At 63.7% G+C, this 14,138-nt stretch carries 16 protein-coding genes; 6 read left to right on the top strand and 10 right to left on the bottom strand.

What is annotated here, in order from left to right; translation table 11 throughout:
* Positions 1–34 precede the first annotated feature (34 nt).
* Complete coding sequence (locus AWB78_RS22120; protein WP_062608114.1) at positions 35–1,084, top strand: YncE family protein; 1,050 nt, start codon at positions 35–37, stop codon at positions 1,082–1,084.
* Positions 1,085–1,483: 399 nt separating this feature from the next.
* Here AWB78_RS22120 and phaZ read toward each other — a convergent pair whose 3' ends face one another.
* The 3 genes from phaZ to AWB78_RS22105 form a co-directional block, all read right to left on the bottom strand.
* Entirely contained in the window at positions 1,484–2,707 is a 1,224-nt protein-coding gene (gene phaZ / locus AWB78_RS22115; RefSeq protein WP_062608112.1) for a polyhydroxyalkanoate depolymerase, read from the bottom strand.
* Positions 2,656–3,186 carry a hypothetical protein gene (locus tag AWB78_RS22110; RefSeq protein ID WP_157697593.1) on the bottom strand — a complete coding sequence of 177 codons (531 nt, stop codon included), beginning with the start codon at positions 3,184–3,186 and terminating at the stop codon, positions 2,656–2,658. The genes phaZ and AWB78_RS22110 overlap by 52 nt, the downstream gene beginning before the upstream one ends.
* A 452-nt stretch (positions 3,187–3,638) precedes the next feature.
* Positions 3,639–4,466 (bottom strand): universal stress protein, encoded by an 828-nt coding sequence (locus AWB78_RS22105; protein ID WP_062608109.1) that lies wholly within the window; start codon positions 4,464–4,466, stop codon positions 3,639–3,641.
* Positions 4,467–4,730: 264 nt separating this feature from the next.
* On the opposite strand from AWB78_RS22105, the gene AWB78_RS22100 reads away from it, so the two are divergent.
* Complete coding sequence (locus tag AWB78_RS22100; protein WP_062608107.1) at positions 4,731–5,039, top strand: hypothetical protein; 309 nt, start codon at positions 4,731–4,733, stop codon at positions 5,037–5,039.
* Positions 5,040–5,065: 26 nt separating this feature from the next.
* Here AWB78_RS22100 and AWB78_RS22095 read toward each other — a convergent pair whose 3' ends face one another.
* The 3 genes from AWB78_RS22095 to AWB78_RS22085 all read right to left on the bottom strand — a co-directional run bounded on the left by AWB78_RS22095 (position 5,066) and on the right by AWB78_RS22085 (position 7,877).
* Positions 5,066–5,356 (bottom strand): c-type cytochrome, encoded by a 291-nt coding sequence (locus tag AWB78_RS22095; protein WP_062608174.1) that lies wholly within the window; start codon positions 5,354–5,356, stop codon positions 5,066–5,068.
* A gap of 251 nt (positions 5,357–5,607) precedes the next feature.
* Complete coding sequence (locus AWB78_RS22090; protein WP_082883391.1) at positions 5,608–6,966, bottom strand: PAS domain-containing sensor histidine kinase; 1,359 nt, start codon at positions 6,964–6,966, stop codon at positions 5,608–5,610.
* 71 nt (positions 6,967–7,037) lie between these two features.
* Positions 7,038–7,877 (bottom strand): universal stress protein, encoded by an 840-nt coding sequence (locus AWB78_RS22085; protein WP_062608100.1) that lies wholly within the window; start codon positions 7,875–7,877, stop codon positions 7,038–7,040.
* A gap of 266 nt (positions 7,878–8,143) precedes the next feature.
* Between AWB78_RS22085 and AWB78_RS22080 the strand changes: the two genes are divergently transcribed.
* Both AWB78_RS22080 and AWB78_RS22075 read left to right on the top strand, forming a co-directional pair.
* Positions 8,144–8,575 (top strand): Hsp20/alpha crystallin family protein, encoded by a 432-nt coding sequence (locus AWB78_RS22080; protein WP_062608098.1) that lies wholly within the window; start codon positions 8,144–8,146, stop codon positions 8,573–8,575.
* Positions 8,576–8,608: 33 nt separating this feature from the next.
* Positions 8,609–8,881, top strand: coding sequence for a DUF1488 family protein (locus tag AWB78_RS22075; protein ID WP_062608095.1), 273 nt, complete (start codon positions 8,609–8,611; stop codon positions 8,879–8,881).
* A gap of 19 nt (positions 8,882–8,900) precedes the next feature.
* Here the strand turns inward: AWB78_RS22075 and AWB78_RS22070 are convergent, their stop codons facing one another.
* Positions 8,901–9,740, bottom strand: coding sequence for a universal stress protein (locus tag AWB78_RS22070; protein WP_062608093.1), 840 nt, complete (start codon positions 9,738–9,740; stop codon positions 8,901–8,903).
* The gene (locus tag AWB78_RS22065) at positions 9,737–10,414 is read right to left on the bottom strand and encodes a nitroreductase family protein (RefSeq protein ID WP_082883394.1); all 678 of its coding nucleotides are present in this window, start codon (positions 10,412–10,414) and stop codon (positions 9,737–9,739) included. Before AWB78_RS22065 ends, AWB78_RS22070 begins: the two co-directional genes overlap by 4 nt.
* Before the next feature lie 222 nt (positions 10,415–10,636).
* Between AWB78_RS22065 and AWB78_RS22060 the strand changes: the two genes are divergently transcribed.
* Both AWB78_RS22060 and AWB78_RS22055 read left to right on the top strand, forming a co-directional pair.
* On the top strand, positions 10,637–11,329 hold the full coding sequence (locus AWB78_RS22060) for a CBS domain-containing protein (protein ID WP_062608171.1): 693 nt from the start codon (positions 10,637–10,639) through the stop codon (positions 11,327–11,329).
* Between the two features lie 141 nt (positions 11,330–11,470).
* On the top strand, positions 11,471–12,631 hold the full coding sequence (locus tag AWB78_RS22055; RefSeq protein WP_062608091.1) for an AI-2E family transporter: 1,161 nt from the start codon (positions 11,471–11,473) through the stop codon (positions 12,629–12,631).
* Positions 12,632–12,666: 35 nt separating this feature from the next.
* Here AWB78_RS22055 and AWB78_RS22050 read toward each other — a convergent pair whose 3' ends face one another.
* Both AWB78_RS22050 and AWB78_RS22045 read right to left on the bottom strand, forming a co-directional pair.
* Positions 12,667–13,407: a hypothetical protein gene (locus AWB78_RS22050; protein WP_062608088.1), complete on the bottom strand. Its 741-nt coding sequence runs from the start codon at positions 13,405–13,407 to the stop codon at positions 12,667–12,669.
* 67 nt (positions 13,408–13,474) lie between these two features.
* Positions 13,475–14,098, bottom strand: coding sequence for a hypothetical protein (locus AWB78_RS22045; RefSeq protein WP_157697592.1), 624 nt, complete (start codon positions 14,096–14,098; stop codon positions 13,475–13,477).
* Positions 14,099–14,138 lie beyond the last annotated feature (40 nt).

Below are 14,138 nucleotides of genomic sequence, written 5' to 3'. Positions count from 1 at the left end.
CGTGTTGCCCGATCCGTGTCGACGGAGGAAGCACATGGACACGTTACGACATGGCCGGCGCTCGGCCTCGCGGCTCGGTGGCGCACTGCTGCTCGCTGCTGCATTCATGGCTCAACTGACGCCGCGCATCTCCTCTGCGGCGGACGAACCCGATGTGACGCATCTTCCGCTTCGACACGTGACGGATGTTCCATTGCCTGGGCGCGCATCGCGTTTCGACTATGAAAGTGGCGATCCCGAACGCCATCTGCTGTTCATCGCGCATCTGGGCGATGGCGAGATCGTCGTCTTCGATACGCAACACGCGCGTGTCGTCGATACGATACCCCATGTCGATGCCGTGCATGGCGTGCTGGTGGTCCCGGAACTGTCGCGCGTGTTCGCATCGGCGACCGGGACGAACGAGATCGTCGCGTTCGACGAGAAGACGCTGAAGATCGTCGCGCGCATGCCCGGCGGCGTCTATCCGGACGGCATGGCCTATGCGCCCGAAGCACACAAGCTGTACGTCTCCGATGAGACCGGAAGAACCGAGACCGTCATCGATGTTTCGACGAATCGGCGCGTCAGGACGATCGCGCTCGGCGGCGAGGCGGGCAACACGCAATACGATCCGGTGTCGCGGCATATCTTCGTCAACGTGCAGACGCGCCGGCAGTTGGTGGAAATCGATCCGGCGTCAGACGCGATCGTCGCGCGGACCGACTTGCCCGGCGCGAAGGGCAACCACGGCTTGCTCATCGCGCCGCAAGCTCGTCTCGCCTTCATTGCGTGTGAAGGAAACAGCCGGTTGCTGATACTCGATATGCGTACGATGCGCGTAACCCAGTCGTTCGACGTGGGACGGGATCCGGACGTGCTTGCGTTCGACGCGTCCGCGAACACGGTGTACGTCGCCGGCGAAGCGGGTGTCGTGTCGATGTTCCGGATCGACGGGGCACGCGTCACGAAGTCGGGCGAGGGGCATCTGGGTCCGAACGCTCACGTCGTGTACGTCGATGCGGCGACGCGCCGGTCGTACTTTCCGCTGGCAAGCGTCGACGGACATCCGATGTTGCGCGTGATGACGCAGCGGCCACATTGAACGCGCGCGCGGAAATGATCGGCGAGTTGTGCCGGATAAGCGAGGCTCCGCAAAATCCGCATTTACCCTCTCCAACCGCGCGTTCCTTTTGATGTAGGCTTTCTACACATTTAGAACATACCTTTAAAGGTACGGCGAAGGCCGGCGTGGCCGCTTCGTCGACACAATGAACCTGAGAGAAAATGAAGAGAACTTCGTCCCCGAAATTGGGACGCGGAAGCATTTGCGCGCCCAGAAGTGTCGATAACGAGATCGACCATCTTGAGCGCGTCCTCGCAGGTGAGGGCGCCGATTCGATGTTTGCGCGGACCTATTGGCGCGCTCGAGTCATCGAAGTCCGAGCGACGCCGGGATTGATTCCACGGCAGCGGGAGCGGCTGGAGCGGCTGCTTTCCCGCTTCAGCGATGGCTCCGACGAGACTGACTGATTCGTTCCGGGTGGTGCGCATGACAGCGCGTGTCGAGCGAGCGCCAGAAATCGCGTAGAGCCGGCTGAACGATGTCACGCCAGCGCGGCCCGGTGAAGAGGTCGTAGTGGTTGCAGTCGTCGATGGTCAGGCGGCTTCGCGGCGCGCCGGTGTTCGCGCAAAGCGCATGCGCGGCGTGAGTCTGTCCAGCGCCGGTGATGTCGTCACGGCCGCCTTCGATCGTGCAGAGCGGGATACCGGACAGCGCTGCGGGTCGAACCGGCCGCTCCCCGATGCGCCAAAGTCCGCGTGCAAGAAGGGCCTCCTGAAAGACCACCTCGATGGTGTCGAGAAAATACGCCTCGGGCATGTCGAGCACCGCCGCGTACTCGTCGAACGCACGCTGCGCCTGCGCGAGCGGCTCACCAGAGGCTCGAACGGCGCTCATCCAGTAGCGCATGGCGAGCGCGAATTGCCGCTCGGGATGCCCCGTCAATATCGCCGCCTGTTGCAGGTAGCCGGGATAGACCGGTCGTGTCGCGCCGACATAGGGCGCGGGAACCGTATCGATGACCCATGCGCGAAACCACGCTCGCTCGTGGCTCTGTGCGAATCGCTCGAGTGCGGTCGGATTCAGACGTGCGTCGATGGGTCCGCCGATCAGCGTCAGACTCGCAAGCGGCTCGTCGCCCGCGTCGGCGCGCAACGCAGCGGCCGCGAGGGCCGGCGGCGCCGCCTGACACACGGCGAGCAGGTGCAACGCCCCCGCTTCCCGCTGAGCGCGTCGCACGAAGCGCTCAAGCGTGAGCACATAGTCTTCGAGGCTCAGCGGACCCGCTTCGGGCGAGATGTCGCGTGCGTCGATCCAGTCGGTGATATAGACGTCCGCGTGCTGCAGCAGCGATTCGACCGATTCCCGCATCATCACCGCGTGATGCCCGGCGAGGGGCGCGCACACGAAGACCGCTTCGCGCGCCGCGCTGCCGTCCTTGTCCTTCCGCGCGGGCCAGGCGCGCGCGAAACGCCGCAGCGAACAGAACGGCACATGGTCGACGACGCACTCTTCGACCGGACATGTCCCGTTGCCATCCTCGATACAACCGATGGCGAACGGCGGCGGCGCGGTGTGTGCGCGTGCGGCACTGGCGAGCCACGGATAGAAGTTCACGATGGGCGGCGCAAAGCCTTGCCATGCGTCGGGCCAGCGGCAGGACATGGAACGGGCTCCTCGGTAGAGCCCTGTGAGTCGCCGACGGGGCCTTCGATGTAGGGAAGCATCGCGTGCCGACCGACGCCGAGCCACCGCAAGGCGCCCTGAAGCGCTTCGATCTCCCGATAGCGATTCATTCTGTCTTCGAGGCCGTCGCGCCCGGCTGGCGCGCCGTGTTGCTTCACGAGCATGCACATTTCCGCGTCGATGGCGCGGGCCATTTCGCCCTCGACGCTATTCGCGCGAAAAATGGAGTGGATATCCTCGATAGCCGAACCCGCGGGGCGATTGTGATTCGTGTCATAGGTCAGAATGACACCGACGACGACAGCACGGAAAGCGCGCAGGCGATGCACCGATTCCTTGATCGTCTCGATCAGTATCCGCGTTCTGGCATGGCCATCCGCGCTGTTTGGACGAGTTGCCAGCACTGACAAATGGGCGATCCGCCGGTCGCCGGCCGCGATGAAGAGATCGGTCGACACGAGTTCCGCGACCTCGTCTTCGAGCGACCGTTCGTGCTTTGCACGAAATTCGAACATGCTGCGTCCTTCAGCGCCTCGGGTTCAGCGCGCTAGTGCCATGGCTGACGGTCAGCATCGCACTTCTTTTGCGCGGTCGCCAGCGAATATTTCGACACCGCAAAGGGACGGGCGCGCCGTGCCGACAGGGCGCGATGTATGCAGTGCTTTGGGACGCCGCTCGTGTTTTCGTGCGAGCCGCGCCGGCTTTAATCCAGGTCAATCAGCCACGGTATCGCACGTCGTAACCTGAGCCTTCGAAGCCATACTTTGTGAGCTGATGCGATGACCAAGGTTATCGGTTTGGCGGGTGTCGTGGTGCTGGTCGTCATCCTCGTCGCGATTGCGCTCGTGCAATACACGATCTGGAAAAACGCGGATTAGGCAGGCATCGGCACTATGGGCACTCGTCGAATTCAATGCGACAGCAGAACCGGAAGCGTGGATGTTTCAAGGAGCGTGCGCGTGACGCCGCCGAGCACGCGCTCCAGCCCGCGCGAATGGGCATAAGCGCCCGCGATGAACATATCGGCATGCATGCTGTTCGCTCTTTCCATCAACGTGAGCCCCGTGTTTTCGCCACGGACGCGAGGCGTCGATGAAAAGCTCGCGCGCACGCCTTGCCGCTCCAGATAAGCGGAGATCTCGATTCCAGCGGGCGCTTCTTCGTCCCGATGCCGCTCGACGGTCATGATCTCGACGAAGCGCGCGCGACGCAGGACGGGCAGCGCATCGGCCACCGCGCGCGCGGCTTCACGACTGTCGTCCCACGCGATGACCACGTTCTCGCCGAGGCTTTTGATGTCGCCGGCGCGCGGCACGAGCAGCACAGGGCGCCCGGAACCCATCACGACATCCTCGACGAAGTGCCGGGCAATGAACGCCTCGGGATCGTCGGGATCGTCCTGTCCGAGCACGATCACATCGGCATGACGTCCATGCAGTGTCGCCGCATCGAGCACGGAGCCTGTCGGCGCGCGCCATTCCGCGTTGACGCCCGCGAGCTGCGTCGCGTGCTCGAAGGCCGCGCGTGCCTCGTCGAGCGAGGTTCGACGTTGTGCTTCATAGGCCTTGCGTTGCAAGGTCTCGGCGGGCTCGAACATGTGATGGACCAGGTCCTGACAAACCAGATAAAGCCCGATGACGTGAGCATCGAAACGACGCGCGATATCCAGCGCGAACTGCGTGCGCGTCTCGCAACGCCGGCTGCTGTCGAGATGGACGAGAATGGTTTTCCAGTTCATGAAGTCGTCTCCTTCAGCCTCGATGCGAACCCCGCAGTCACCGAGTCTACGGATGCGGCATGACGAGCCGCTTGACTCAGGTCAACGGCACGGCGCTTTGCGTACCAGGCACCACGCGATGCAGCGCGATCGTGCACAGCTTGATGTGAGTCAATCCAGGAATGCGCCGAGAGCGGAGGATGATGTGACGTCGCAACGTGCGCGTCGGACGTCAGGCCACAAGGCGAGCGGGCAACGATAAAGATCGGCGGGAGATAAAACGTCATGGGCCTCGGAATGCAGATTGCCTATCTGGGCTTTGTCGGCACCAACGATGTCGAACGCGAAGCCGGCGTCGAGCTCGTGCGGCTCGAACGCGCCGCGCAAGACATCGTCAACTGCCATCTGACGATCGAAGCGTATCGAGACCCGTCAGGGGATGGACGCTACGATGCCAGGCTCGATCTGGTGACGCGGGAGTTCGACCTCATTCCCATCGAACGCGGCTCGGACGCGGATCCGGCCATCGCCATTCATCAGGCATTCGAGAATGCCATGCGTCTGCTTCGACGAAGGCGCATCGGGCCGGCGTGAGCTTCATCGCAATGCGCCGCGCGGCCTCAATGACGCAGCACCCATTCGACGAGCGTATGCGCGTCTTCGGGCGAGAGCGGGCCGCCGCGCTCCGCGGGCATGGGCATGGCCATATCGCCCCAATGCGCCCGGCCGCCCGCGCGGAGCTTGTGTTCGAGCATGACTTGCGCCTGGGGGTCGCTGCGGTAGCGGTCGGCGATCTGCTGAAACGACGGAGCCAGGAAAGGCGCGTCGTTCGTATGGCAGAACATGCAATGCTGCTGATCGATGAGCGCGGTCGGCTCGGACTGGGCGAACGATCGCGAGGCGGGAAGCATCAGCGAGGCGAGAAGCGCCGCCAGTGCGGCATGCCGGGCGCGAACAGGGAACACATCGTGGACGACATCGCGTCGCGGGCGCAAGTCATGAGGAAGGCGAGTGAACATGACGGATAGACCGGATTTAGCACATCGTGATGATGCGAGTCTGTTCGTCTTGCTCGTTGATCTGAATCAACACCGAAGCGGTGTACGCACGATTGCGGCTGAAGCGTCAAACGCGTTCGAGGCCTGCCTGCGGCCCTTCGTGCTCACGCTTGCGATGCCTTGTCTCGCACCGCCTCGCGCGGCAGGACGACTGTCAGCACGAAGCCGGTCTCCGGCATCGAATCGATGTAGACGCGGCCGCCCAGCGCATTCGCCCGTTCGCGCACGCCGAGCAGACCGAAGGACTGGCTGCTGGCAGCCGGCAAGGCGGGGGCGCCTATGCCGTTGTCGCCGACGCGCAGCACGCAGTTGTCGTCGTCGGCGCTGAGCGACACATCGGCCCGGCTCGCATGTGCATGGCGCACGATATTCGTCAGCGCTTCTTCGACGATGCGGAAAACCGCCGTCGCCGCCTCCGGGTTGAATCCGAGATCGCCGGTATCGAGGCGATGTCTCACGTCGATCCCATGGCGTTGCACGAAATCCTCGACGAGCCAGTCGATGGCCGCCGGCAATCCGAGATCGTCGAGCATGACGGGCCGCTGATGCGCCGCGATGGATCGGAGCGAGGCGATATTGCGATCGATCAGGCCAACCATGCGCTGCAACTGCGTGACGGTGTCTTCATGCAGCAAGGTATGGGTGCCGAGCTGGGCGTGCAGTGCGAATACGTTCATCTTGAGCGCGCTGAGCGTCTGCCCGACATCGTCGTGCAATTCGCGCGCGACCCGGCTCTTCTCCTGCTCACGTACGCGCTGCAGATTCACGGAAAGCGCACGCAATTCCTCGCGCGATTGCTTGAGCTCCGCGTCGGCCTTCACGCGCTCGGTCACGTCGCGCAGGATCACGGTGAACAGCTTGCCGCCGTCATCGTCGACCTGCGATATCGATGCCTCGATGGGAAACTCCTCGCCGTCGGCGCGCAGTCCATACAAGACGCGCTGCGGGCCCATCTGGCGATCCGATATCCCCGTTTTACCGAAGTGCCGAATCTGATCTTCGTGCGCCGCGCGGTAACGCTCGGGGATGAAGCGCGACAGCGGACCGCCGATGGCATCGCTCGCGGCGCATCGGAAAACCTGCTCGGCCATCGGATTGAACATGAGGATGCGCTGCGCCGAATCGATCGCGATGATGGCGTCCGTCGTGGACCGGATGATGCCATCGAGCCGCGCGCGGCTCATGGTCGCCTGGCTGGCGCTCATCCGTCTGGCGCGTTGTGAGGCCACGAGAAAAACAAGGATCGCGAGCAGCAGGGCGCACGTTGCGGCGCCCGCCAGCAACCAGGCTGTCGATGCGGTGCCGGGCGGGCAGATCGAGAGCAGGTACCGAATGCCGATCCACCACAAGACGAGCAGCGCGGCGCCCGCCAGGATCGCCTGCGCGATCGCATGGCGCGACGGTGCACGTGGAACGGACGAGCCGTTCGCTAGCGCGGGACGCCGGCCGTCATCGTTGCTCATGTTGGCCTCGGACGAACGGCTATCGGCAGTCGGTGGACATGGCGGACTCGTCGAAGCGGAACGCGGTGCTGTCAATGCGACATGAGGACGGGCATCGTCATCGCGTGCAGCATGGTTCGCGTGGCGCCCCCGAGAACCACTTCCTGCCAGCGCGCATGGCCGTAGCCTCCCATCACGATGAGATTCGCGCCGACGCTACGCGCCTCGGACAGCAACGCGTCGCCCACCGATGAGTCGGATGCCTTATCGGTTTCTCGAACGGTCACGCGGACGTCGTGCCTTGCGAGCGTCGACGCGATATCCGCGCCGGGGATGCGGCCGCCGGGCTGCTCGCCTTTCATCACACCGATGGTCACGAGCGTGACCTGCCTCGCTTCCTTCAGGAACGGCAACGCATCGTGCATCGCCCGCGTCGCCTCCCGGCTGCCGTCCCAGGCGACGAGAACATGGCTTCCCACATTCGGGAACACGCCCGAATACGGAAGCAGCAGCAGCGGGCGTCCGGCCGTCATGACGAGCGACTCCGCGAAATGATCGGCGATATAGGTTTCAGGATCGTTCGGATCGTCCTGGCCCGCGATGATGAGATCCGCGCACCGTCCGCGTCGCGCGACTTTCTCACGCGCGCGTGCCGGTGCTTCGATCCAGTCGCCGGAGAGTCCCGCGCGGGCCACGCCTGCATGGAAGAGCCTTTCGAGCGAACGGCTACGTTCCTGACGCTGGTCCTGATGCGTTTCGTACCACGCCGCTGCGCCGCCCATGACGCCGAAAGCCCGCGGCTCGGGCGTGAACACCGCGTACACCGCGTCGAGATGCGCTTTGAAGCGTTTCGCGAGCAAGAGGGCGATTTCGAGCCGGTAAACGGCGCGCTCGCTTGCGTCGAGATGGACGACGATGCTTTTGTAGCTCATCGCGAACTCCTGAGACGGGTTGCATCGAAAAACGATGGATCACTGCGTGGACCCAGTCTGCAGGCCGCCTTCAGGGTCGCCGTTGACCCAAATCAAGGGAATACATCTCCCGCGAAGCGCATTGGCTTGACTCATGTCAACCGCGTTTCAGGGGGAGAAATTTACAGTGATCCCGTACTCCGGAAAAACGCTGCGGAGTCCAAATGCAAGCCGATCGAGAGACGCCGACCGGTGATTTATTCAGCCGTGTTCTCAAGGAGACCGCGATGAGCAACCTGACTCGTTTCGATCCTTTTTCCATCGACCCCGTATCCGATATGTTCCAGGGATTGTTGCGCCCGTTGCGCGGCCTGTCGCCCGATGAGCCGCCTCTGGGGCACGTCAGGATCGACGTGAGCGAAACCGACGCTGCGTATGAGGTCAAGGCCGAGTTGCCGGGCATCGACAAGAAGGATATCGACGTCAAGCTCGACCGCAACACCGTGTCCATCCATGCGAAGTCGGAGCGCAACAAGGAGGAGAAGGAAGGCGAGCGCGTGATTCGCCGCGAGCGCTATTCGGGTGAAGTCAGCCGCACGTTCTCGCTCGGCAGCGAGATCGACGACGCCGGCGCCAGCGCGCAGTATCGGGATGGCATCCTGACGCTCACGCTGCCGAAGAAGGCGCCCGCCGACCAGAAGCGTCTGCACATCAGCTAGGACCGGTCAAGGCATTACGACGAGGAGCCAGTCATGATCCAGGAATTGACGCTCGACGCACCCTTGCGCTGCGACGCGGACTGCGTCGAATTCATCGCCAGTCTGGATGGAAGGCAGCAGGCTTTCCGCGTCGATGCCAGCGTGTTTCGGGAAATGCTGCAGGCGAAGCATATCGACGAGGCGAGCATGAAGAATCTCTTCATGGCGGCCCCGGAACACTTTCTGTTCGTCGCGGCGCGCAAGCTCGATGAGCTGGGTCCGGACAGCGCGCCGATCCGGTTGACGCTTGCCGATTTGCTTCGTTGACGGCGGCGGACCGGCCCGCTCAGTTCGACATCAGGACAGGAAGACCGGCCTCGCGGAGCACGGCTCGCGTGAGGCCGCCGAGGACGAATTCGCCCACGCGGCCATGATGAAACGCGCCCATGACGAGCAGCCGCGCACGCTCCGATTTCAGGTACGAGGTCAACGCGCCCTCGACACTTGCGCTCCGCGGGACCGACAGTTCGACGACGTTCACGTGAACCGAGTGCCTGATCAGGCTTCGCGCGAGATCCGGCGCGGCGCCTCCGTCGCCGGGCGGCGCATCTCGATCCGCGCGGATCGATACGATGTCCACGTGCGCCGCACGGCGCAGCAACGGCAGCGCATCGCCGGCGGCGCGCGCGGCTTCCCGGCTGCCGTCCCATGCGATGACCGCGGTCGCATCGAGCGGGCGCGGCGCGTCGTTGCGCGGCCAGACGAGCACCGGGCCGCCCGCACCCATGATCGTGCCTTCGGGAAAGCGGTCGGCGAGATAGGCGTCGGCTTCGTGCGGATCATGCTGTCCGACGATGGTCAGATCCGCGCGTCGGGCATGATGCAGAATCGACGATCCGCCGGTCATCTCACAAGCCAGCCAGTCGTGCGGCACCTTCGTCGCAGCAAGCCGCTCGCGGAACATGTGCTCGGCGCGCTCGCGCCGCTCGCGGCAGATATCCGCGAGCGACACGTCGTAGCGGTGCGCGCAATCCGCCTGGTAGTAGAAGCGCGGATCGAGCGTGAATTCCGAATACACGCCGCGCAGATGCGCTTCGAAACGCTCGGCCAGCGCGACTGCGGCGTCGAGCCGGTGCGTCGCGTGCGCGCCCGTATCGAGTTGCACGACGATGGTCTTGAAGGTCATCCCTGCTCCGGCTGAACGGTTGATCGAGCGTGCGCGACGTGCCCGATGGTTTGCGCGAGCAAGGGGCTGGACCCCGCCGGCAGCTTCAGGTTCGCGGCGAGCGCCGTGCGGTTCATCCAGCCACGCGCGCCCACCGCGAGACCCGCCGAAGCGCAATACAGATAGACGTTCTGCACGATCGCGCCGGCGCTCGCATACGCGAAGCTCTCGCGTTGGCGCGCGGGTACGTCCTGCATGCGATTCAGATCGGCGACGAAGACGAGATCGACGGGCGCATGCACGAGAAAGTCCTGATAGCCGGTCGTCGCGCGCAGATCGAACGGCGCGGCCAGCACGAGCCGGTGCGCGTCCGGATCGTATCGATACGTGCCCGTGGCGAGCAGCACGTAGATATCGATCTCGTACCCGCCAAGCGCGGAGGGCGCGGTGCGGCCGCCCTCCGCATCGCGGTTGATGCCATTGGCGGCCCACAGCAACTCGCCGAGCACGTCCGGATCGACGGGTGCGTCCGAGAATTCGCGTGAAGTATGGCGCGCGGCGAGGGCATCCAGCAGCGGCATGCCCCCGAAGCGCCGCGGCTGAGCGAGTTCGATGACGGCAGGCGGCGCGGTGTCGAGCGGACGCGGTGACGGCGCGTTCAGCACGGCGCCGATGCGAAAGAGAGGTCTGATCATGGCTGCATGCTCGCGGACGCAAGCGCCCATTGCGGGGGCGTTGACCGATTCTTCCACCGCGCGCGGCCTGGCGATTGATCTGGATCAGTCCGCACGAGACTGATGGGTCTCGTGCGAGTCTGCGACCGGGTTGATCTCGGTCAATCGCGCACCGTCGTGCAGGACGAAGAATGGCGCAGAGGCGTCAACCGGACAACGCCGTCTTTCCCAAAGGAGATGAACATGCGAGCAGCCGACATCATGACGACGTCCGTCATATCAGCCGATCCGGAAATGAACGTGCGCGACGCCGCCCGAACGATGGTGCTCGAAAACATTAGCGGAATGCCCGTCATTAACGAGACCGGCAGGCTCGTCGGCATGGTGACCGAAGGCGATCTGCTGCATCGGCACGAAATCGGCGCGGGCTTCAGACATCGTGCCTGGTGGCTCGAACTGCTTTCTTCGACGCGCGAACTGGCGGCCCAATACGTCAAGGAGCACGCGGGCAAGGTCAAAGATGTCATGTCGACCGACGTCGTGACCGTCAGCGAAGATCGTCCGGTGGCGGAGATCGCCGAGCTGCTCGAGCGGCGGCGCATCAAGCGTGTACCCGTCGTGCGCGACGAGAAAGTCGTTGGCCTCGTCAGCCGCGCCAACGTGCTGCGCGCGCTCGTCGCGCTCGCGCCGGAGCAACCCGCGCCGATCGATCGTGACGATGCATCCATACGCCATGCGATCGTGCTTGCCATGAAGGGACAGCGCTGGGCGATCGCACCCGAGAACGTCATCGTGAAGGAAGGAGTCGTTCATCTCTGGGGCATCATCATGAGCGAGGAAGAGCGCCAGGCCGCTCGCGTGGCGGCTGAAAACGTGCAAGGGGTGAAGAAGATCGTTCTGCACCTGGAATATCCCGTCGTGATGCCGGCGGCATAGGAAGCGGTGCCACCTGCGCGGGAAGTCTCGTCGGCGATGACCTCGCCGAACGTTCGCGTGAGCACGCGGCAGACGCAGCCCGATGTCGACGTTCCCCGATGACGATTAGAATCCGGGGGAGCGTATATCGGGAACAGCGCGATGAAGAAGAGAACGTCTGCGTCCAATGCATCGTGGCTTCCCGCCATTCTGATCCTCGCGTTGGGCGTACTGGTTTTTCGCCCGTTCATCGGCCCGGTATTGTGGGCGTTCATCATTGCTTACGCGACCTGGCCATTGTTCATATTCATTCGCAAGGGCCTGCGTGGACGCGCGTCATTGAGCGCGCTGGCGACTACGATGACGGTCGCGGTCGTCATCATCGGGTCGATGATCGCCGTTGCGGTGCCCTTGACGCGCGAGGTCATCGAAGTCGCTCACCGGCTCGTCGCGTGGAGCGGCGGCGAGCCGAACCGGCTTGCTTTGCTCGTCGCGGACATTCCCATCGTCGGCGCGAAGCTGTCCGAGTGGATACATGAGGCGCCCGCCTGGAGGAACGAAGTCGCAACGCTGAGCAACGGATGGCTGAGCGCCATTCCGAAGGCCGGCCGCCTCGCCGGGCGCAATGTCCTGCAATTCGGCTTCACGATCATTGCGCTCTATTTCACTTATCGGCATGGCGAGTCTCTGGTCGTGAAGGCCGATCGGCTGCTGGAGCCGCTCGTCGGTCCGAGGCTCGAAGCCTACGTCGCATCGCTTCAAAGCGTCACGCGCGCGGTGCTCGTGGGCGTCCCCATTACCGCGATCGGACAGGCTGCTGCTGCGGGCATCGGCTACTGGGCCTCAGGCGCGGACGAACCGATCCTGCTTACGCTGCTGACCGCGATCGCAGCGCTCGTTCCATTCGGCGCGCCGTTCATCTGGCTGCCCACGGGTGTCATGCTGCTCATCGACGGACACGCATGGAACGGTATCGGACTGCTGGTCTGGGGTGCGCTGGTGGTGAGCTCGATCGACAATGTCATACGGATGTACATCATCGGCAATGCCATCCGCATGCCGTTCGCACTCGCGTTGCTCAGTATCCTCGGCGGTGTCGCGGCATTCGGGCTGGTGGGTTTGTTCGCTGGCCCGCTCGTCGCGGAGATGCTGCGCAGGCTCTGGGACGAACGATTGGAAGCGGCGACACGGCGCGAGCCTGTCGCCGGGAACGCCATCGTTGCGCGCTCGTTGCGGGTCGAGCGTCATCGTCCGACGAGTGCCGCGCGCGCGATGATGCGCCGGAGAGCGCGACGAGGTCGAGTCTGGCGCGCGAGCAAATAGGTTGGGGTCGCGACGCGAGGCAAGCGGGAACCTCGTCACTGCAACGCCACTACTTTGTCCACTTCTCCTTTCAGGATCTCTTTGGCCTGCTGCAGCGAAGAAGCGTACGGAATATCCGTGCTGACGAAAGCGACGTCGATCGAACCGGCTGCGCATGACAGCGGCTGGCACGGGTCATAGCAGAAGTAGTTCACGTCCGGGCAACCCGATTTTCCGGCAGGTCCGTATTCCCGATATGCCTCGCGATTCCAGTCGCAGGGTGCGCCGAACGTCTCGAACGAAACGCGGCATACCGGCCTGAAACCCAGTCTGCAATAGTAAGCCGTGAGGCATGTATCGAAGCAGAAGAGATGGTTGGCCCCCTCGCGGATCGCCAGTTGAAGCAGTCGGGCCATGGAGCCGGGGTACTTCGGCGATTTGCAGACGCTGGAGAGATACCCGCGCGTGTCTTCCGTGTTGCCGAGGGCGAATACCGCCATGCCATCGTGTGACACGAAGAGCCGTCTGTTCCGGAAGTGTTCGACGGCAGGAAGCAGGACCGTGGCGCCGCGATCGCCATGTTCGGCCTTCGCTTGCCGAAGCAACGTCCAGAAGGCCTGGGCATCGGTGATCTCGTAAGCCAGAAGACGCCCGTCGCAATAGTATTGGCGCGTCGGCGTGAATACGACCGGTCCCTCGGGAATGTCACTCCGAACCGCTATCGGCGCGGTGACGGCGGCGTCGACATCATGGCCAACGATATTGCCCAGGCCCTTCGAAACAATGCTATCGCTCATCTCAATCTCCCTGCTCACTGAAGTTGCTCTCATCGATGCCGGACACACACTGGCGCGTTGAAGCCGACTACGCCTGACCGGATTGCGTTCGACCCGATGCCAGTCCCGCCAGCCATCGCGCGTCCTTGAGGAGGCCAAGCGCGAGGATGAAGCCGCCGAATGTCATGCTCGCGATTTCAAATCCGTGCTGGATATGGGGATGTCCAAGCATGGACAAGGCAATGACCGAGACGCTCACGAGATAGCCCAGCGTGACGTTGCCATCGCGAGTGCCGATGCCGCAGTTGGCGATCAGAACAGCCACATACTGCGTACCTTGCGAGACGAGTGTGGCGAGCAGCGCCGCACCGGGCACCCCGCCGATGTGCGCGATATCGACCCGGCTGACCAACCCGCCGTGCACGACCGCTGCCATGAAAATCAGGTTGAAGGTGAGCTGCGCGACAAAGCGGCCGAGCTTGCCCAACGTGACGAGACCGGTCATGCGGACCATCGCGGCGTCGGCGACGTTGCAGAGAATCGAGAAGAGCGGCGCGCAAAGCGTCATGAACACGGCTGTTCCGTACAACCACGGACTTGCCCACATGGACGTTCCCGCTCCGTAGGCGAAGCAGACCAGGGCTCCGATGCAAAGTGAAATGCGCAGCTGGCGCACATAGGAGACGGCGACAGATGAAAGCTTCACGTTCATGACAGTCCCTCGCAAATTGGCTCAACCTCGAACGGGATAG

Source organism: Caballeronia calidae (genome assembly GCF_900044055.2).
GTDB classification, from domain to species: Bacteria; Pseudomonadota; Gammaproteobacteria; order Burkholderiales; family Burkholderiaceae; genus Caballeronia; species Caballeronia calidae.
This window is presented reverse-complemented; position numbering and strand designations above follow the sequence as displayed.